The 20,070-nt window shown below is 65.9% G+C and carries 18 protein-coding genes; 6 read left to right on the forward strand and 12 right to left on the reverse strand.

From position 1 onward, the window contains the following. The first annotated feature begins 77 nt into the window (after positions 1-77). Positions 78-623 (forward strand): sigma-70 family RNA polymerase sigma factor, encoded by a 546-nt coding sequence (locus tag ABIB91_RS28725; RefSeq protein ID WP_354169500.1) that lies wholly within the window; start codon positions 78-80, stop codon positions 621-623. A gap of 2 nt (positions 624-625) precedes the next feature. Beyond that, the gene (locus ABIB91_RS28730; protein ID WP_354169498.1) at positions 626-1,264 is read left to right on the forward strand and encodes an NrsF family protein; all 639 of its coding nucleotides are present in this window, start codon (positions 626-628) and stop codon (positions 1,262-1,264) included. A 10-nt stretch (positions 1,265-1,274) separates the two neighbouring features. Here ABIB91_RS28730 and ABIB91_RS28735 read toward each other — a convergent pair whose 3' ends face one another. Together ABIB91_RS28735 and ABIB91_RS28740 are read right to left on the reverse strand one after the other, a co-directional pair. Further along, complete coding sequence (locus ABIB91_RS28735) at positions 1,275-2,378, reverse strand: DUF2336 domain-containing protein (RefSeq protein WP_354169496.1); 1,104 nt, start codon at positions 2,376-2,378, stop codon at positions 1,275-1,277. Positions 2,379-2,441: 63 nt separating this feature from the next. Continuing rightward, a complete protein-coding gene (locus ABIB91_RS28740; protein ID WP_354169494.1) occupies positions 2,442-3,599 on the reverse strand; it encodes a GGDEF domain-containing protein in 1,158 nt (385 codons plus the stop codon). A gap of 434 nt (positions 3,600-4,033) precedes the next feature. Here ABIB91_RS28740 and ABIB91_RS28745 point away from each other — a divergent pair, with 434 nt between their 5' ends. The 4 genes from ABIB91_RS28745 to ABIB91_RS28760 all read left to right on the forward strand — a co-directional run bounded on the left by ABIB91_RS28745 (position 4,034) and on the right by ABIB91_RS28760 (position 8,168). Further along, positions 4,034-4,603 carry a sigma-70 family RNA polymerase sigma factor gene (locus ABIB91_RS28745; RefSeq protein WP_007593582.1) on the forward strand — a complete coding sequence of 190 codons (570 nt, stop codon included), beginning with the start codon at positions 4,034-4,036 and terminating at the stop codon, positions 4,601-4,603. Next, complete coding sequence (locus ABIB91_RS28750; protein WP_007593580.1) at positions 4,600-5,295, forward strand: hypothetical protein; 696 nt, start codon at positions 4,600-4,602, stop codon at positions 5,293-5,295. Before ABIB91_RS28745 ends, ABIB91_RS28750 begins: the two co-directional genes overlap by 4 nt. A 15-nt stretch (positions 5,296-5,310) precedes the next feature. Further along, a complete protein-coding gene (locus ABIB91_RS28755) occupies positions 5,311-7,017 on the forward strand; it encodes a S8 family serine peptidase (RefSeq protein ID WP_354169492.1) in 1,707 nt (568 codons plus the stop codon). 479 nt (positions 7,018-7,496) lie between these two features. After that, positions 7,497-8,168, forward strand: coding sequence for a TIGR03809 family protein (locus ABIB91_RS28760; RefSeq protein ID WP_354169490.1), 672 nt, complete (start codon positions 7,497-7,499; stop codon positions 8,166-8,168). Between the two features lie 30 nt (positions 8,169-8,198). Here the strand turns inward: ABIB91_RS28760 and ABIB91_RS28765 are convergent, their stop codons facing one another. From ABIB91_RS28765 to ABIB91_RS28810, 10 genes are all read right to left on the reverse strand, one after another. Then, positions 8,199-9,569, reverse strand: a complete 1,371-nt coding sequence (locus tag ABIB91_RS28765) for a TIGR03808 family TAT-translocated repetitive protein (RefSeq protein WP_354169488.1) — start codon at positions 9,567-9,569, stop codon at positions 8,199-8,201. Positions 9,570-9,662: 93 nt separating this feature from the next. Further along, positions 9,663-10,316, reverse strand: coding sequence for a pyroglutamyl-peptidase I (locus tag ABIB91_RS28770; RefSeq protein ID WP_354169486.1), 654 nt, complete (start codon positions 10,314-10,316; stop codon positions 9,663-9,665). Continuing rightward, a complete protein-coding gene (meaB, locus tag ABIB91_RS28775) occupies positions 10,313-11,302 on the reverse strand; it encodes a methylmalonyl Co-A mutase-associated GTPase MeaB (RefSeq protein ID WP_354169484.1) in 990 nt (329 codons plus the stop codon). The genes ABIB91_RS28770 and meaB overlap by 4 nt, the downstream gene beginning before the upstream one ends. A gap of 51 nt (positions 11,303-11,353) precedes the next feature. Next, positions 11,354-12,868 (reverse strand): tripartite tricarboxylate transporter permease, encoded by a 1,515-nt coding sequence (locus ABIB91_RS28780; protein WP_354169482.1) that lies wholly within the window; start codon positions 12,866-12,868, stop codon positions 11,354-11,356. A gap of 4 nt (positions 12,869-12,872) precedes the next feature. Continuing rightward, positions 12,873-13,364, reverse strand: a complete 492-nt coding sequence (locus tag ABIB91_RS28785) for a tripartite tricarboxylate transporter TctB family protein (protein WP_354169480.1) — start codon at positions 13,362-13,364, stop codon at positions 12,873-12,875. 174 nt (positions 13,365-13,538) lie between these two features. Continuing rightward, positions 13,539-14,531, reverse strand: a complete 993-nt coding sequence (locus tag ABIB91_RS28790) for a tripartite tricarboxylate transporter substrate binding protein (RefSeq protein ID WP_354169478.1) — start codon at positions 14,529-14,531, stop codon at positions 13,539-13,541. A 131-nt stretch (positions 14,532-14,662) separates the two neighbouring features. Continuing rightward, positions 14,663-15,433, reverse strand: a complete 771-nt coding sequence (locus ABIB91_RS28795) for an RsiV family protein (RefSeq protein WP_354169585.1) — start codon at positions 15,431-15,433, stop codon at positions 14,663-14,665. Positions 15,434-15,486: 53 nt separating this feature from the next. Further along, positions 15,487-17,643 (reverse strand): methylmalonyl-CoA mutase, encoded by a 2,157-nt coding sequence (gene scpA / locus ABIB91_RS28800; protein WP_354169476.1) that lies wholly within the window; start codon positions 17,641-17,643, stop codon positions 15,487-15,489. Positions 17,644-17,666: 23 nt separating this feature from the next. Beyond that, entirely contained in the window at positions 17,667-18,131 is a 465-nt protein-coding gene (locus tag ABIB91_RS28805; protein WP_007593552.1) for a GFA family protein, read from the reverse strand. Further along, on the reverse strand, positions 18,128-19,999 hold the full coding sequence (locus ABIB91_RS28810) for a methylmalonyl-CoA mutase family protein (RefSeq protein WP_354169474.1): 1,872 nt from the start codon (positions 19,997-19,999) through the stop codon (positions 18,128-18,130). The genes ABIB91_RS28805 and ABIB91_RS28810 overlap by 4 nt, the downstream gene beginning before the upstream one ends. Positions 20,000-20,070: the final 71 nt, after the last annotated feature.

Here is a 20,070-nt window from a genome sequence, read left to right on the forward strand (position 1 = left end):
AGATCACGAATTCGTGATCGTGCAGCTGCCGGCGTAACAAACTGAAAGAGCGGCCGAATTGCTTGGTGAGGGCGCGCGTGCGCGGACGTGAGGACGAGTGGACCGGCCTGATGCGGTCGGCCATGGCAGGCGATGACGCGGCGTATCATCGCCTGTTGAAGGCGGTCACGCCTGTGCTGCGCGTTGCCGCGAGGCGCGGCCTGGCGCGGGCCGGGCAGCCTCCCGACCAGGCCGAGGATATCGTGCAGGAGATTCTGTTGGCGGTGCATCTGAAGCGGCACACTTGGGACAGCGAAGCCCCCTTCGCCCCGTGGCTGTTTGCGATCGGCCGCAACAAGCTGATCGACATGCTGCGGCGACGCGGGAGGCGGATCTTCGTCAACATCGACGATTTCGCCGAGACCCTGCCGGGCGAGGTGCCGCAGGAGACGGCTTCGGCCGGCGAAGTTGCCAGCCAGCTCAATACGCTGCCGCAACGCCAGCGCGACGTGTTGCAGTCGATCGCGGTCGACAGCAGCTCGATCAAGGACACGGCGGCGAAATATTCGATGAGCGAGGGCGCGGTGCGGGTGGCGCTGCATCGCGGACTTGCGGCGCTGACTGCCAAACTGCGGGACCACTAGTCATGGACACCGATCAACTCATTCGCTCGCTCGCGGCCGATAACGCCCATCGCCCGCCGCGCGTCGGCGCGGTGCTGACCATGGCGCTGCTGGTCGCCGCGCCCCTGTCGATTCTGATCTTCGCCACCTTCCTCGGTGTGCGTCACGACGTGATGAGCGCGATGCACAACCCGTTCTTCGACATGAAGTTCGCGGTCACGCTGTCGCTCGCGATACCCGCGATCATCGTCAGCCTGCATCTGTCGCGTCCCGAAGCCTTGCTGCGTGGCTGGGGCTGGCTGCTGCTGCTGCCCGTCGGGCTGCTCGCGGTGGCGATCGGCAGCGAGGCGATGATGGCGCCGGCCATGCCGATGACGATGCGATTGATGGGCAAGAATTCCAGGGTGTGCCTGTTGGCAATCCCTGCGATGTCGCTGCCGCTGCTTGCGGGGGCCCTGTTCGGCCTGCGCCACGGCGCGCCGTCCCACCCCGCGCTCGCCGGCGCGCTCGCCGGCCTGGTGTCGGCGGGCCTTGCCGCGACGCTGTACGCCTCGCACTGCACCGATGACTCGCCGCTGTTCGTCGCGACCTGGTACACGCTCGCGACCGCGTTGGTGACGGCAATTGGCGCGCTGGTGGGGGCGAAGGTCCTACGCTACTAGCTCGCCGGCTTCACGCCGCCGGCGTCGCGCCCTGCTGCATGCGGTGGAAGCGCAGCACCTGCTGCGCGGTCGAACTGCGCAGCGCCTCGTAAGCGTCGCGCAGCGTCACCATGTCGGTCTGCGAGCCGCCTGAGAGCTTCTCGCGCAGGGCGATGATGGCGCGGACGCTCGACCATTGCATGGCGGCGACCTTGGCGAGGATCATCACGCCCTCGACCCGGCTTTCGATCATCATGGTCTCGGCGGTCTCGACTGCGACGCCCGCAAGCGCGGCAAGCCCTGCGTTGGTTTCGTCGAACTTGCCCTGCTCCGCGAAGGTGGCGACCTGGAGCTCGGTGAGGCGGCCGTCCTCGTGCAGCGACTTCACCAGCGCGCGCGCCCTCTCGGTCTGCCTGGTCATGCTGGCGGCGCGGATCCGCTGCGCCGCTTCCTGGACCACGCTGGACACGTCGTCCGCGAGCTCCGGATGCGCGGCCTCCAGCTTCCTGCGCACGGCCAAGGAGGCCTTCGCGACCAGCTTCAAATAATGATGGCGGGGCAGGTCGGCCCGCAGGCCGATGGAGCTGGCGAGGTCGTCGTCACGTTCGGCGCGGGTCACGAGGTCGGCGAGACTTCCCTCCGACAGTTGCGCGCCCGGATTGTTGACGGTCGATTGCACCACGTCCTCGTCGCCGCGGGTCACCAGCACGTCGCTCAGCGCTTCCGACAGCACCCGCCGCAGCGAGATCGCCTTGAGATGGGCTTGGCCCCTGGTGCGCGCGATCTCGATCAGGGTCGCCTCGTCCAGCCGTTCGGATTTCGACAGCACCGGGCCGGAAACCTCGATCACCTCGTCGAGCGCGAGCGTGCGGATGATCTTCGGCGGCGCAGCCGCGATCGGTGCGAGGCGTTCGGCGAGCAGCGCCCTGGCGGACGTCTCGATCTGCTCGATCAGGCATTGGAACACGTCATCGAACACACGAACGTGGTCGTCGGAATAGTCCAAGGCGTTGCCCACGAAGAGATCGGTGACGCGGCGCAGCGTCTCGACCCGGTGCGCGACGGTGCCGTGCGAGAGCGCAGTTTGCAATTCCTCGAGCAGACTTTCGGATGATTTTACGGCTTTGGATCTCATTGCCCTGTCCTGGAGCGTTCGGCCCGGCCGCGGCTTCTGTCGCGCCGGGAGAAAATGGATTGGTCAGCTGGTTGCAATGCGGTTGCGCCCCTGTGCCTTGGCGGAATAGAGCGCGCTATCGGCGCGCACGAGAAACGTGTCGGCAGTATCGTTGTCGCGTAGTGTCACGACGCCCGCGGAAATGGTCACGCGCATGCCCGGGGAGAATGCGCTCCAGTCCAGATCGGCGACGATCCCGCGCAGGCGATCGAGCATGCGCGACGCCGCATCGCCGTCCATCCCAGGTAGCAGCAGCAAGAATTCCTCGCCGCCGTAGCGGCCGAAGCAGTCGGCCGGGCGGATATTGGCGAACATGGTGATCGCGAAGGTGCGCAGCACCTCGTCGCCGACGGGATGGCCGTGGGCGTCGTTGATGCGCTTGAACCAGTCGAGGTCGATCAGCGCGATCGCGCAAGGCCTCGATGTCTGCCGCGATTTTTCGATCTCGGCGTCGAGAAGCCGCATGATGCAGCGGCGGTTGTAGGAGCCGGTGAGCTCGTCGAGCTCCGCCAACTCCTCGATGCGCTGATAGGCGGCCTTCAGCTCGATGCTGCGCCGGTACAGGATCTTGCGCAGCGTGGCGCCGAACAGGCCAAGGAAGGCGCACTGGCCGATCACCAGCACGAAGCACAGCATCGAGGCGGCCCGTTGCAGCTGAGTCGTAACCGGCAGTCCGATTGGCAAGTCTGAGGCGAGGAAAACCAAGGCGAGCCCGCACGTCGCAAGGCCCCAGGTGAGCATCGCCTGACTAGAGGTCATACGAAGCGTGCCGAAGGCGAAGATCAGAAACAGCACGGCAAGGAACGCAACTCCGACTGTCGGCACCGCGAGCAGGAATAGCAGCTGCAGCGTCATATGCGCCGAGATCTGGAAGACGGTGAGGTAATGATCCTCAAACCGGTCGCCGAAGCCCGCTTCCGACAGCACGGTGAAGGTCCCGATGATCAGAAGGCCGCCGAGCCAGAACAGTGACGGAACGCCTATGGAGATCACGCCGTCAAAGGCGTAGAGCAGCAGGACGGAGGCGCCGAGCGAGTAGCTCGCCACCTGGCCGACATACATCTGGCGCCGCTGCCGGATCCGGCGCGCCAGGACTTCGGGTGCCGCCGCTTCGGTGGTCAGGGCGAGATCCGCGGCCTCAGCGGCATTCCACTCGGGAAAGGACGTCGCAGCCGTGCTCATGGTCCCGCCAATCGTGGATGTCAGCCCAAAAATCTACGTGGCAAGCCTTTAGGTTTGGTATCCTTCGAAACCGAATCCACGCTGTACTGCGCGGCAGCGCGGGACGTCGACCGCTCCAGGAATTTGCCGGCGATTAGGCATCGTGTGCGACGCGGTCGAGCCAAAGCAGGGCTTCGGAAGACATATGTCGTGCTAGGCTGCTAAGGTTCCATGCACGTCGGGGCCGTCTATGCGGGATGGCATTGCGCAGGAAAGTGCTTCATTACTATGTTACCGTTCTTGAGCGAGGCGCCCAGCCGCGGGTGGCAACAGGAAATTTCGCGTCTGTGGGGTAGATCACACAGCCTCCCGTACGACTGCGGTAGGTTGAACAATTTTACCCCTCCCGTCGAACCGTCTGCCGCATCCACCCGACCAACCTTGCGAGACGGTCTTTGAGCGTGACACAAGCGGCTTCGGACGAGATCCTGATCGCCAGGATCGCTCAAGGCGACCGGCTCGCCATGCAGGTGCTGTACGGGCGGCACCATGTCAGGGTGTATCGGTTCGGCCTCCGGCTAGTGCGGGACGAGCAGGCGGCGGAAGACCTCATCAGCGAGGTATTTCTCGATGTCTGGCGTCAAGCCGGCAAGTTCGAGGGCCGATCCGCCGTTTCGACCTGGCTGCTGGCCATTACCCGATTCAAGGCCCTGTCTGCGCTCCGGCGCAGGAAGGATTTTGAGTTGGACGACGACGCCGCGAACGCGATCGAGGATACGTCCGACAATCCGGAAACGGCGGTGCAGAAGAAGGATACCAGTGAAGCGTTGCGGGAGTGTCTGACGGGCCTCTCGCCGGATCATCGGGAAATCGTCGATCTCGTCTACTACCACGAGAAATCCGTGGAAGAGGTTGCCGAAATCGTAGGCATCCCGGAGAACACTGTGAAGACGCGCTTGTTCTATGCGCGCAAGAAATTGGCCGAACTGCTGAAAGCAGCCGGCATTGAGCGAGGCTGGCCATGATGGCTTTGAGCAAGAAGATGCTGGAGCAAGAGCCCGGTGAAATTGAACTGCTGCTGCCGTGGCACGCCGCCGGCACGCTGAACCCGCGCGATGCGCGCCGCGTCGACGAGGCGCTGGCGCGCGATCCCGAGCTCGCGAAGCAATATGCCGCGATCCGCGGCGAGTATGAAGAGACCATCCATCTGAACGAGAGCCTGGGTGCTCCGTCGGCGCGCGCGATGCAGAAGCTGTTCGCCGCGATCGACGCCGAGCCTGCGCGGGCGGCCGGTTCGCTGCCGCTGTCGGCGCGCATCGCCACCTTCTTTGCGAGCCTGTCGCCGCGCACGCTGGCTTGGTCGGCGAGCCTTGGCGCCATGGCGCTCGTGCTGCAAGCCGGAATCATCGGCGCTGTGTTGACGAAGACCCAGACTGCGACCTTCCAGACTGCTTCGCTCTCGACCAGCGCTCCGCTTACACGCGACCTCGGCACGACCGTCCCGCCGGCGCGCGCGCTGGTGCGCTTCACGCCCGAGGCGCGCGTCGCGGACATCACCGCATTGCTCGACGGCTACCAGGCTTCGATCATCGGTGATGCCAAGGGCGGCATGTTCCGCCTCCAGTTCGACAAGGCGATGAGCCAGGACGAACTCGCCTCGCTGCTCGGCAAGATGCAGCGCGAGAAGTTCGTCAACCTCGCCGTCGCGGCGCCGTAAGGCGCTTCCAAGCTGATGACGCGCAAGTCCGAAAGTGGAGTAAGAGCCGGGGTCTGCGCTTCGTCGGTCGCAGCCGCGCTTTTGCTCGCCGCCTGTCTGGGCGTCGAGGTTGCGCAGGCGCAGGCCATCATGCGCACGCCGACGATCAGCGTCCCCTCCCGAATACCGACCGTTTCTCCTGGGATCGCCGCACGCGTCAGTCCGGGTGTTGCCGCCAGAGCGGTGGCCGTCGGCCGCGGTCCGGGTCCGACCGTGACGACGAGGATTTCGGCGCGGATGGGGCCGACGCCGGTGCTGCCTTATGCACGCTACTCCCCGAACCTCTATCCTGCCTGTACCGCGACCGATCGCGACGCCGCCGGCGAATGCCTGGCGCAGCAGAACGCAAGCGGCAATGGCTCGGGCAAATCGGGCAACAAGACCGCCGGAAAGGGGCGCGGCAACAACACGCCGGTCGCTGCGGATCTGCGCATCTTCGCCGGCGAATTCGTCGCCGAGATCGACGGCGGGCTGTCGTTGACCCAGGCCGACGAGCTTGCGCGCCGCCATGGGCTGACCCGCGTGTCTTCCGAGAACTTTCCGCTGATCGGGTCGACGTTCGGACTGTTCCGCATCACCGACGGCCGGCCCTCCGCGACGGTGCGGCGTGAATTCGCGGCGGACGGTAGCGTGCGCTCGGTCCAGCCGAACTTCCGCTATCTGCTCCAGGATCAGAAATCGTCGGTGCCGACCGAGGGAGATCCCGCGCAATATGCGCTGGCCAAGCTCCGCCTGCCGCAGGCACATACGCTGGCGCATGGTGCCAATGTGACGGTAGCCGTGATCGACTCCGGCATCGACGCCCAGCATCCGGAACTTGCCAATTCCATTGCCGACAATTTCGATGCGCTCGGCAGCGCCGAAGGCCCGCACATTCATGGCACCGGCATTGCCGGCGCTATCGTGGCGCATGGCAAGCTGATGGGCAGCGCGCCCGAGGCGCGCCTCATCGCCATCCGCGCCTTCGGCGGCACCACCGGCGGGGCCGAGAGCTCGTCCTACATCATCCTGCGCTCGCTGAACTATGCCGCCGAGCATGGGGCGCAGATCGTCAACATGAGCTTTGCCGGTCCGAAGGATGCGGTGATCGAGCGGGCCATCGCCGCGACCGCCGCGCGCGGCCTGGTGCTGATCGCGGCCGCCGGCAATGCCGGCGCGAAATCGCCGCCGCTCTATCCGGCCGCCAATCCCAACGTGATCGCGGTCAGCGCGACCGACCAGCAGGACAGGCTGTTCACCGCCTCCAACCGCGGCAATTACATCGCGGTCGCGGCCCCCGGCGTCGACATCTTCCTGCCGGCGCCTGACGGCAAATACCAGATGACGTCGGGCACCTCGTTCTCGGCCGCCTATGTCTCCGGCGTCGCGGCGCTGCTGCTCGAGCGCAACTACGCCTTGAAGCCGGAAGCGCTGCGCACGACGCTGGCGAAGACGGCACGCGACCTCGGTTCACCCGGGCGTGATGATCTGTTCGGCGATGGCGAGGCCGACGCGTTTGCCGCGGTCATGGCCGTTCCCGCCGCCGGCGCGACGCCGGTCGCGGCCGCGTCCGGTACAACAAAACGTGAAGATATCGAGAAGCGTCGCGACGAGCCTGGCATCCGCGCATTAGAGCAACCCTCGTTGTCGAGCACCGAGGATAAAGCCACGGTTTCTCAGGCGGATAGGCCGGCGACGCGATAACGGCTGCGGCAACTTTGCGCGCGGCGCGAAGGTCGAAAAATCAAACGCCGTATTGAACGTTCGGCCCGCTGCCACGACCAAATTATGTGGGAGCGGTTATCCCTCCCCATAAGTCATATTAGGCGCGAGCGCCCATCCACCCCAAGCGCCCATATGGCTCGACCCGTCCGGTTGTCCCCCCGGACGGGTCTTTTCTTTTTGGACGTCCCATTCCTCGAAGCCCTGCGCGAGATCAGCTTCCGGTCGAGAGATCGTGGCTCGCTCATCCCCCACCGCTCTGCTGCACGCCGCAAGCGCGCTATGCTTGTGCGAAGCTTGACTCCAAAACGCCTTGAATCTCCGCACGACTACGGAGTTTCGCGACGAAAACATCGTCGTTGCTGGACAAGTCAAAACTTTTCCACAAAATATTCACGTCGCGTCTAAATTGATTCGTGTGCGTTGCGTCGCGTCCGTATTTTCTCCTGACGGGCTGATTTATGACACATCGCCAAGAGGCTATTCGCGACGGGGCTATTGGCCGCGACGTTGCGGCACGCTGGTGCGCTCTCGCCGAGCAGCGGCTGGTGCATCTCTCCGAGATGTTCGAGACCGGGCGCTGGCGCCGCTATCACTCCGAGATCGCATTTCTCGAAAACATCCAGGAAGCCAAGCTCGCCGTCCAGACCTGGCGCGCGCTTGCCACCGGCGCCGACGTCGCCACGGCGGCCGCGAGCGTGTCGCCCGCATTCGGCTGGTCGCCGGCGACGATGCCCCGCATGTTTCCGCGCGAGCAGCAGGCGCAGACCGTGCAACCGAAGGCCGTGCACATCGTCCCGGAGACCGCCGTGCCGGTCAGGCTCGACCCGAAGCCGGGCGTTCTCGCCGAAATCTCCGAAGCCCCGACCGCGCCGGTCGCCGCGCCTGCCCCGATGGCACCGCTCAAGGTGCCGGCTGCCATGGCGCCACCCACCGCGCCCGTGGCAATGACAGGGCCCAAGGTGCCGGCCGCGACCGCAGCGCCCAAGGCGCTGGCTGCGATGGCAGCGCTTCTGCCGCAGTTCTCTCCGCCGGCAGCCGAAATTGTCGCAGCCCCCGAGCGCCTGGTTGAGTTCACATTCAGCCTCGACGGCCTCGAAGCCAAGTACCCGCTGCTGCGGAACGCGTTCTAGCGTTCGGGAGCCGGAGGCAAGGAGCGGCAGCTATCGCCGCGCTGCATTCCCGCCGACCACCAATTGCGCAAACCGCTGCGCGTCGTCGGCTGACAGGTCAGACGTCACCGCGCGCGCATGATCGAGCCCGACCACGGCGCCGCGCGGGGTTTCCGAGATCATGTTGTTGTTGACGAGCGCGGTGCCGGCGCCGGGCACGACGGACACGCCGACGCCGGCCAGTGCCTTGCGGATCACGTTGCCCGTGATCGCGACGTCGCGGAGATATTTGCCCCAGCCGGCGACGATGCCGTAGGACGGCGCATTCTCGATCACGTTGCCGGTGACCGATGAATCCGCCTCGATGTAGATGCCGATGCCGGCATCGTCATCCGGCGCGGTGCCGATCGGCCGCTTCGGGATCAAATTGCGGATGATGTTGCCCTGGACCACGGCGATGCGGCCGCCTTCGTTGAAATTGCAGACGGAGACGCCGACGGCGGCGCCGTCCACAATATTGTTGGCGATCACTGCCGCCTCGAACGCGAACTCGGAATAGAGCGCGACCTCGCGCACGTCGCTGACGCTGTTGCCGGTGATGTGGATGTTCGAGGCCGAGTTGCCGCGCACGGCGGAGTAATCGCAGTTCTTGATGCGATTGCCGCGCACGATGACGTTGCCGGCGCGGAACGCGTTGATGGCGTTGCCGTACTGGCCGGAGCCGCCGGGACCGGCCTTGATGTCCTCGATGCGGTTATCAGTGACCAGCGTGCCGTCATCGCCGATGGCGGTGCGCAGGATCTCGATGCCGTTGTCGTTGGTACCGGTGATGGTGTTGTGGGAGACGCTGAGACCCCTGGCGTCGAACGACACCACCGCCGTCACCGCGATGTGGGTAAAGATGTTGCCCGAGATGTCGCCGGAGACCTGCTCGAGCCAGATGCCGCTGCCGCCGGAGCCCGTGATTTCGCAACCGGTGATGCGGACGTCGCGCCCGCCGAGTACGTGGATCAGCCCGCGCCGCGTCGGCAGCGGAATGCCGCCGCCATCAAAGGTGATGCCGGAAAGGCCGATTGCATCGGAGCCGTCGCTCTGGATCGCCGAGGTCCCGCCGGTGAAGACGAATTTGGTCGCGCCGCGCACGCCGATCAGTTGCGCGCCATTTGGCAAGCGTAGCAGCCCACTGCGGTAGATGCCGGGTGGCAGCGCCAGCGGCATCTGCGCCCGCGCGGCCTCGTCGATCGCACGCTGGAGCACTCGGGTCTGATCCTCGCTGCTGCCGGGCCGCACGCCATATTGCGTGGCGTCGCGGCCGAGCAGCGACGTCAGCGGCGCCGCACGCGCGGCGTCGGCTGGTATCGCGAGCGCGCCGGCGATGCCTGCGGTTGAAGCTCCGATGAGATGGCGGCGATTGAGGTCCATGGATGCGTCCTCCGGCGGACGCGGGGGTCCGCAGCGGTTAGGTAGCGCAGGGCGGCTAGTCGCGTGAGGATTGTTCGCGGTAGGGTTAAATGTTTACGCAGTCGTGTTGCGCCCCTTCCGTGCCAACTGCACCATCTCCATCAGCATCGCTTCCCCGGCGTCCACCAGTTCCTCGAGCGTGATCCGCGGCGCGCCCTTGCGGCGGACGGCGCCACTGCGCGCGAGCAGGGGAATATGGATGAACGCGGCGAGCTTTGGCCCGCCGGCCCTGACGTTTTCGATCGCGCGCCAGCTCAGGTAATTGCAGAGATAGGCGCCGGCGTCGCGCGAGGGGCGCGCGTCGATGCCGGTGAGGCGGGCGGCGCGCAGCAGCCTTGCGGTGTGCGGTCCGAAAATCATCGCGTCCGCATTGCCGGCGATGCCGCGCTTGCTCGATCGGGTGTTGGCGGCATCGGGCCACAGCATGGTGACGGCGTTGCGCGCGCGGCTCTCGATGCGCAGATAGGGCGTGCGTGCGGCAAGGCCGAACATCAGCAGTGCATCCGGCTTCTCTTTCGTAAGCACCTCCGGCAATTGCCGGTCCACCGCGGCATAGGTGACCGGGAAGATGTGGCTGGAGATCGCGGCATCGTCGAGTGCGGGACGGCGCAATTGCGCCAGCCGGGCGACCAGCGGCTGGGTCGGATTGTAGGGCGCGCCGGGAAACGGGCCGAAGCCGGTGAGGAGAATGCGGAGCTTGTCGCTCATTGCAGCAACTCCAGGATCTTTTCGGCGGCGAGCGCCGGCGTGAGATGGCCGTCGGCGACCTCAGTCTCGATCTTCCGGACCTTGGTCCGCACCGATGCCTCGCTGCGCAACCGCGCCAGCATGCGCTGCTCCAGCATCGACCACATCCATTTCACCTGCTGCTCGCGCCGCCGTGCGGCGAAGTCGCCGGATGCAATCATCGTCTTGCGGTGATCGAGGACTTTCTGCCAGATCTTTGCGATACCGTCACCGGTCAGCGCCGAATAGGTCTCGACCGGCGGATGCCAGTGCTCGGAGCGCGGCGTCAGGATATGCAGCGCGCCGCGATAATCGGCGGCAGTGATGTTGGCGCGCTTGAGATTGTCGCCGTCGGCCTTGTTGATCGCGATCATGTCGGCGAGCTCGACCAATCCCTTCTTGATGCCCTGCAATTCGTCGCCGCCGCCCGGCAGCATCAAGGCCAGGAAGAAATCGGTCATGTCGCAGACCGCGGTCTCGGACTGGCCGATGCCGACGGTCTCGACCAGCACGACGTCGAAGCCGGCCGCCTCGCACAGCAGCATGGCCTCGCGCGTCTTGGCCGCGACGCCGCCGAGCGTGCCCGAGGACGGCGAGGGGCGGATGAAGGCGTCGTCGGAGGCTGAGAGGCGGGCCATCCTCGTCTTGTCGCCGAGGATCGAGCCGCCGCTCCGCGCCGAAGACGGATCGACCGCGAGCACCGCGACCTTGTGGCCGTGCTCGATCAGATGGGTGCCGAGCGCGTCGATGGTGGTGGACTTGCCGACGCCGGGCGAGCCGGTGATGCCGACGCGGACTGCCCTCCCAGTATCGGGCAAGAGCATCTGCACCAGCTCGCGCGCCAGCGCCTGATGGTCGCTGCGCCGGCTCTCGACCAGCGTGATGGCCCGCGCCAGCGCCGCGCGGCTGCCGGCGCGGAGGTCATGGGCGAGGGATTTGATGTCCAGTGAAGGCTTTTTCTCAACCATGCCCTGCTTTACAACGCCCGCGCAGGGCAGGCGAGGGCCGCCCGCCCGATATCACCGGGATGTCGCCGCCACCCCGGTCCGCACCGGTTTCACCTTGCGCCACGCCCAGACCAGCACCGGCCACAGCAGCGCCCCGATCGCCATGGCGGCGAGGATCGCGGCGACGGGGCGCTCGAAAAACGGCAGGATGCTGCCGTCGGACTTGATCAGCGAGGTCACAAAAGCCTGCTCGACCATAGTGCCCATGACGATGCCGAGCACCATCGCGGCGACGGGATAGCCGTTTGCTTCCATGACATAGCCGATCACGCCGAAGGCGGCGACGGTGACGATGCCGAACATGTTGTTGCCGATCGCGAACGAGCCGACCGCGCAGCACAGCATGATGATCGGCATGATGGCGGAGCGCGGTGCCAGCAGGATGTAGGCGGCAACCCGGATCATGGCGATGCCGAGCGGGATCATCAGGATGTTCGCGATGATGAACATCAGATAGATCGCGTACATGCTCGACGCTTTCTCGGTGAACAGCGTCGGCCCCGGATTGAGCCCCTTCATGTAGAGCACGCCGATCGCGATCGCGGCGATGGTGTCGCCGGGGATGCCGAACAGCAGCGACGGCACCCAGCCCGAGGCGATGCTGGCATTGTTGCTGGCGCCGGCCTCGACCAGGCCTTCGACATGGCCGGTGCCGAATTTCTCCGGTTCCTTGGAGAAGCGCTTCGACATCGCATAGGACACCCAGGCGGCCATGTCGGCGCCGGCCCCGGGCAGCACGCCGATGATGATCCCGACGATGTTTCCGCGCGTCATCTGCCAATGGTATTTCTTGGTCAGCTTCCACTGGCCGGCCATGATGCTTCCGAATTTGCGCCGCGGCAGCGGTGGAGGTTCGGGCGTCAGCATCGCGCGCATCACCTGGGCCACCGCGAACACGCCGACTAGCGCGGGGATCGGCTCGATGCCGCCGAACAGATCGGTGAGGCCGAAGGTGAAGCGCGGCACACCGCCCGGATTTTCGATGCCGATGCAGGAGACCAGCAAGCCGAGGAACATGCCGGCGATCGCCTTCACCGGCGAGGAGCGCGCCACCAGCGTCGCGCACATCAGGCCGAGCAGCGCCAGCCAGAAATACTCGAAGGTCGAGAAAGACAGCGCGATCTCGGCCAGCGGCGGCGCCAGGATCATCAGCGACAGCACGCCGGCGATGCCGCCGACGGCCGAGAACCACACGCCGGCCCCGAGCGCCAGCTCGGCCTGTCCCTTGCGGGTCATGGCGTAAGCCTCGTCGGCATAGGCGGCGGACGCTGGCGTGCCGGGGATGCGCAGCAGCGCCCCGGGGATGTCGCCGGAGAAGATCGCCATCGAGGACGCGGCGACGATGGTCGCGATCGCCGCGATCGGCGAGAGATAGAAGGTGACGGGGACGAGCAAGGCGGTTGCCATCGTCGCCGACAAGCCCGGCAGCGAGCCGATCACGAGCCCGTACACCGAGGCTGCGAACATCGCGATGATGACCTCCCAGGTGGAGATCAGTGCGAACGCTTCAATCAGGGTTTTCAGCATGGGATCACCAAGGCGTCGGCAACAAGCCGGCGGGAAGCGGCACGCGCAGCAGCTTGCCGAAGATCAGGTGGATAGCGAACGGCGACAGCGCTGCGAGCGGCAGCGCCAGCTTCCACTTCGCCCCCAACGCGGTCGAGGTGACGTAGACCATGATCGCCGCGGTTATGATGAAGCCGAGCCGGTCGGCCGCCACCACGTAGAACAGCAGCAGCGCCGGCGGCAGCAGCGCGCGCAGGCCGTACAACTTTCCCGGCGGCGGCGCAGCCGCTGCCTGGCCATCCTCGAGCGGGATCAGCTCTTCCGCCTCCTCGAAGGTGTGGCCGATCCCGAACACGATCGCGAGCCCGCACAGCGCAAGCCCGATGCCGATCACGAGCGGAAATACGTTGGGGCCGACCGGCTGCCCGGGCACCGGCGGCAGCAGCCAGCCGCCATAGGCGGCTGCTGTGCCGAGCACGACGAGAAACGATCCCGTGACGGAGTCGGGAAGGCGCATGGGAGAATCCTATGAGATTTCTTCTCCCTCGCCCCGTTCTTACGGGGAGAGGGGTGGGGTGAGGGGCTGCGTCCACGATGGAGGTGAAAGCCGGACTCGCGGAGCCGCGTCCTCACCCGAATTTGCGCTGCGCTCAAATCGACCTCTCCCCCGCAAGCGGGGAGAGGTGACAAATCACGCCTTGCTCAGACCCGCCGCCTTCATCGCTTCGCCCATCTGGGCGTCGCCCTTGTCCATGAAGCTTGCGAACTGGCCGGCATCGCCCCACACGGTGCCGAAGCCCCGATTGCCCATGAAGTCCTTGAACTCGGCGGAGTCATAAACCTTCTGCAGCGCCGCGGTGAGCTTCGTTGCGATCTCCGGCGGCAGGTCCTTCGGCGCGCCGATGCCGCGCCAGGCGCCGGTCGCGTAGTCGATGCCCATCGCCTCCTTCAGCGTCGGCACGTCCTTGAAGATCGGATTGCGCGCCGGCGCCATGATGGCAAGGCTCCTGGCCTTACCGGCCTCGATGATGGCGCGGGCTTCCGGCACCGAGCAGGTGGTGAGGTCGAGGCCGCCGGCGGCGAGGTCCTGCATCGCGGGTGCGGCGCCGTTCGACGGAACCCAGGCGACCTGGTTGGCGGGCAGGCCCATCGCCTGCATCCAGCCGACCAGCGCAAGATGCCAGATGCCGCCCTGGCCGGTGCCGGAGGCCTTGAACTTGCCGGGAGGGGCCGCCTTGATGGCTTCCGCGAGTTCCTTCACCGTCTTGTAAGGCGAGGAGGAGGAGACCTGGATGCCCGGGGGATCTTCGTTCATCAGCGCGAGCGGGGTGTAGCTCTTCGGCGCCAGCTCGGTCAGCCCTTGCCAGTGCATCATCGAGATTTCGACGGTGAGCATGCCGATGGTGTAGCCGTCGGGCTGCGCGGTCGCGATCGCGGTATGGCCGACGACGCCGGAGCCGCCGGTGCGATTGACCACGTTGAAGGGCTGGCCGAGATCCTTCTCCAGCAGCGCTGCGACAATGCGCGCAGTCGCGTCGGTGCCGCCGCCCGCGCCCCAGGGCACGATCACGGTGACGGGCCGCGCCGGATAGGCTTGTGCAAGTGCGGGTGTGAGGCCGAATGCGGCGGATGCCGCAACCGCAGCGGAAGAGGCCGCAAAGGTGCGGCGCGTAATCTTGGACATCAATGCCTCCCAGCGGCGCCCATGACGTCAGGCGCTCTTGTCAATGGCGACATTCTAGTCGGCTTTGCAGCGCGGCTGCAAGGCAACGCGACCAGCGCTTAGAGAGCTACGCGGCGTTGCTCACGACGGGATCACTGCGGCTCGTCCGCGTCGCCCTTTGGCCGTGCGCCACCGAAGATGCGGGTGCCTTCCCCGCTGAGATAAGGCTTCAGCGTTTCCCACGGCACGAATGCGACATATTCGCCCTCGGCGTAGGGGCCGACTGCGTAGGGCGGGTAGTGGAAAGTGAGGCCGGAACTCTTGCCCGCGTCGGTTGAAGGCGCGAGCGTCACCGCGCCGATCTTGAGCAGGCTCGGCTCCACGCTCTTGAACCATTCGTCGGTCGCGGTCTCGCTGGTATCGCGCTTCTTCTTCTCGATCTTCAACGATGCGATCACCGCCTTCACCATTGCCTTCATGGCCGCGCCGTTGTCGGCGGTCTCGGTGAAGAACGGGCGGATGGAAATGCGCTTGTTCTCGGCCTTGTCCCACAGGATCGTGTTCACGTCGGAGTTGGGATGGGCGCCGTGGGTGTCCATGTAGTCGTTGCGGAGAATGCTGACATAGCGGTCGGCGACGACGGAGCGGATCGCATATTTGCGCTCGAAGTCCCAGCCGCCTTCCTTGAAGAACTGCGGATCCTCTTTGCGCGAGGCGGCGGCTTCTGCCGCGTTCTTGTCGATCCACTTCTTGCCTTCAATCAGGCAGTCGGCCGCCAGCGCCGCATCGACCTTGACCTTGTCGTCGAGGAAGACGCGGGCTTCGATGCTCTTGGTATTGATGACCGCGTCGGGCTTGGGGTCGGCAGCATGGGCAGTAGCCAACAACGCGCTGCAGGCTGCGACCAAAGTTAGCGCGCGCATCAACGCTGGCGCGGAAAATATCACGCACTGTCCTTTCGAAGATCGATGGCGACCTACTCCGCCGCCTCGCTATGCCCGAGCCGGGCGTTCAGCTTGCGGATCAGCTCCTCGGCCGCGTCCGCGATCACCGTGCCCGGCGGGAAGATGGCTTCGGCGCCGGCCGCGTAGAGCGCGTCGTAATCCTGCGGCGGCACCACGCCGCCGACGATGATCATGATGTCGTCGCGGCCCTGCTTCTTCAGCGCGGCCTTCAATTCCGGTACGGCTGTGAGATGGGCAGCGGCGAGCGAGGAGACGCCGAGGATGTGGACGTCGTTCTCGACCGCTTGGCGCGCGGCTTCGTCGGCAGTCGCGAACAGCGGCCCGATGTCGACGTCGAAGCCGATATCGGCGAATGCCGACGCGATCACCTTCTGGCCGCGGTCGTGGCCGTCCTGGCCTATTTTTGCGACCAGGATGCGCGGGCGGCGGCCTTCCGCCTCCTCGAAGGCGTCGATCAGCGCCTGAACCTTCTCGACCCGGTTACCCATGCTGGACGCCTCCCGCTTGTAGACGCCGGTGATGGATTTGATTTCGGCGCGGTGCCGGCCGAACACCTTCTCCATCGCGTCGGAAATCTCGCCGACGGTTGCCTTCGCGCGCGCAGCGTCGATGGCGAGCGCCAACAGATTGCCGTTGCCTTCGCCGGCCGAGCGCGTCAGCGCGGCGAGCGCGGCCTCGACGTCCTTCTGGTTGCGTTCGGATTTCAGCCGCGTCAGCTTGTCGATCTGGAGTCGGCGGACATTGGTATTGTCGACCTTGAGAATATCGATCGGAGCTTCGTCGGTCGGCTTGTATTTGTTGACCCCGATCACCGCCTGCTTGCCGGCATCGATGCGGGCCTGGGTCTTGGCCGAGGCTTCCTCGATGCGCAGCTTCGGTACGCCGGCCTCGATCGCCTTGGCCATGCCCCCGAGCTCCTCGACCTCCTGGATGTGGCTCCAGGCTTTGGCTGCGAGGTCACGCGTGAGACGCTCGACATAATACGAGCCGCCCCAGGGGTCGATGATGCGGGTGGTGCCGCTCTCCTGCTGCAGGAAGAGCTGGGTGTTGCGGGCGATGCGCGCGGAGAAATCGGTCGGCAGCGCCAGCGCTTCGTCGAGCGCGTTGGTGTGCAGCGACTGGGTGTGGCCCTGCGTCGCCGCCATCGCTTCCACCGTCGTGCGCATCACGTTGTTGAAGACGTCCTGCGCGGTCAGCGACCAGCCGGAGGTCTGGCAATGCGTGCGCAGTGACAGCGAGCGCGGGTCCTTCGGGTTGAAGGGCCTCAAGAGCTTCGCCCAGAGCAGTCGCGCGGCGCGCATCTTGGCGACTTCCATGAAGAAGTTCATCCCGGTCGCCCAGAAGAACGACAGGCGCGGCGCGAAGCGGTCGACGTCGAGGCCCGCCGCAAGGCCGGCACGAAGATATTCGACGCCGTCGGCCAGCGTATAAGCGAGCTCGAGGTCCTGCGTCGCCCCGGCCTCCTGCATGTGGTAGCCGGAGATCGAGATCGAATTGTATTTCGGCATCTTCTGCGAGGTGTAGGCGAAGATGTCCGAGATGATCCGCATCGAAGGCGCGGGCGGATAGATGTAGGTATTGCGCACCATGAACTCTTTCAGAATGTCGTTCTGAATGGTCCCTGAAAGCTTCTCGGGCGGGACGCCCTGTTCCTCGGCGGCCGCAACGTAGAGCGCGAGGATCGGCAGCACCGCGCCGTTCATGGTCATGGACACGCTCATCTGGTCGAGCGGAATGCCCGCAAACAGCGTGCGCATGTCGTAGATGGAATCGATGGCAACGCCGGCCATGCCGACGTCGCCGCCGACACGCGGATGGTCGCTGTCATAGCCGCGATGGGTGGCGAGATCGAACGCGACCGAGAGGCCCTTCTGTCCGGCAGCGAGATTGCGGCGGTAGAACGCGTTGGAATCCTCCGCCGTGGAGAAGCCGGCATATTGCCGCACAGTCCAGGGCTGGTTGACATACATGGTGGGGTAGGGGCCGCGCAGATAAGGCGCGATGCCCGGGTAGGTCTCGAGGAAATCGAGTCCGGCGAGATCGGCTTCACCATAGGCGGGCTTCACCAGAATGCCCTCAGGCGTCAGCCACGGCTCGGCGCTGCCGGTCGGGGCGCCGGTGGCGGCGCGCTCGAAGGCGACGTCGGCGAAATTGGGGATGCGGCTCATGCTTTCAACCATATCATAGGCGCTCAATCATGATCCGGATGCTGATGGCTGACGATGGTCGCCATCTTCTCCGGTCCGTAATTCTGCTGCGTGGTCTGGCTTGGTAGATTGGCGATCCCGACCACCCAGCCGAGACGGGACTCGGTGCCGAACTGCCGCGTCGGCACCACGTGGTCGGGGCGGTCGAACGCGCCGGTCATGATCTCGATGCGGTCGCCGTCGATGCGGCCAAAGCTCAGCGGCGTGCCGCAGGCGGCGCAAAAGCCGCGCTCGGCGATCGAGGAGGAGCGGAAGAACGAGGGCTGCCCCTTGGTCCAGGCAAAGTCCGTCTTGTTGACGTCGGCAAAAGAGGCGAACGGCGCGCCGCTGGCCTTCTGGCACATCCGGCAGTGGCAGATCGAAACCCTGTTCGGCGCCGTCATGACTCCGAAGCGCACTGCCCCGCATTGGCAGCCGCCGGTGAGAACGGGTTTGCCTGCTTCCGTCATGGCTGCTCCATCCGTCGATACGTGTCTTGCAGCGTCGCAAGCGCATCACCACCGGCAAAGACGAAGCCGGTGACGCCGGCTGCACGCAGCGCCGCCTCGGCATCGGTCGGGCGGCCTGCCAGATAGATAAGTCGGGCCCCGGCGGCTTGCAGGGCCTTCGCCGCGGCTTCTGCGTGTTCCGCATACACCTTGTCGCTGGAACAAAGGCAAGCGAGCCCGGCACCGGAGGCCTTGAAGGCTGCCGCTAGCTGGGCCGGATCGGCGAAGCCTTCGCGGTCGACGGTCTGGATGCCGCCGGTCTCGAACAAGCTCTTGGCAAAGGCCGCGCGCGCCGTGAAATCGGCGGGCGTGCCGAGATTGGCCAAGAACACTTTCGGCCGCGCGCCGCGCGCCTTCAAGGCCGCATCGGATTTGTCCCGCAGCGCCTCGAACGGTTCCGCTAGCCGGATCGGCGGCAGCGCGTCGAACTTGTATTTTTGCTCGCCATAAGGCGCCAGCGCGATCGGGGTCGCCTTCAGCACCGTCGTCTCGTTCTCGTGCAGGTTCGGAAACTCGCTGGCGCCGGTCAGCACGTCGCGGCGTTTTGCGATGTTGGCGTCGCGGGCTTTTCGCGCGGCCGCGACCTTGCTCTGGAACAGGCCCTGCTGAAGCGCAGCGAAGGCGCCGCCGGCTTTCTCGCTCTCCTGGAATAGCGCCCAGGCCGCGTCGCAGAGCTGCGCGGTCAGCGTCTCGATGCCGCCTGCGCCTGCCGCGGGATCGCTGACCTTGGCGAGATTGCTCTCTTCCAGCAGCACGGCTTGCGTATTGCGCGCCACGCGCCGCGCGAACGGATCGGGCAGGCCGAGCGCCAGCGTATGCGGCAGCACGGTGATCGCGTTCGCGCCGGCGAGTCCGGCCGCAAACGTCGCCATGGTCGCGCGCAGCATGTTCACATAGGGATCGCGTTGCGTCAGCATGCGCCAGGCGGTATCGGCGGCGATGAACAGCGGTCTTGGCGTGAGCCCGCACGCCGTCTCGATACGCGCCCACAGCAGCCGCAAGGCGCGGAACTTTGCCATGGTGAGGAACTGATCTGCATCCGCCGTAAGCCGCGCATAGACCATGCCCTGCGCCTGCTCCAGCGGAACGCCCGCGCTCTCGATCGCGCGCAAATAGGCGATGCCGCAGGCGAGCACGAAGGCGAGCTCCTGCGCCTCCGAGCCACCGGCATCGTGGATCACGCGTCCGTCGGCCGATGCGAACGGACCCTTGAAGCCGAGCGCGGCCAGGCCCTTGATGCCGCCGGTGACGGCCGGAACGATCTCATCCCAGGTATAGGGGCTGTGGCCCCACACCGCGGCGGCCGCGAGCGGGTCGAGGCCGAAGCGGATGTCGCAGGCGGCGGGATCGATGCCGTTGCTCTTCACATATTCCGCGACGTGGATCGCCGCCATCCGCGATTGCGGACCGATCTCAAGCTCCAGCCCGATGCCGGCATCGAGATGGATGTTCTTCAAGATCTTTGCGACTGCGTCCGCGGTCGGTTCCAGCCCGAAACCGTGAGCGGCATTGCCGCCGGCGAACACCAGCGCAAGCCCTGTCGCGCCATTTTCGAGATCGGTCAGTGCCTGCGCATTCGCCGCACTTGCATCGGGATGGTCGATCCGCTGCATGATCTGCCAGGGCGCCGCCGCCGGCCGCCCCACCACGGGCGCAACACCTTTGGCGCGCGGATAGAGCGGCTCGATCTTGAGTCCGTCATAGGTCTTGCCGACCAGCTTCTCGAACGGCGCGCCCTTCAGCACGCCATCGACCAGCTTGCGCCAGTCTTCGACGGTCGCCTTGGGAAAATCCGCCGCCAGCGGCAGGTCGTCAGTCGCGGAGGTCATGCGGCGAGGGGCTCCCGAAAATCTTGTTGTTCGCAGGCGAAATTGCCACGGCCGGCCGTCCCTGCAAACGG

It is taken from the genome of Bradyrhizobium sp. JR4.3, from assembly GCF_040547695.1.
GTDB lineage: Bacteria > Pseudomonadota > Alphaproteobacteria > Rhizobiales > Xanthobacteraceae > Bradyrhizobium > Bradyrhizobium canariense.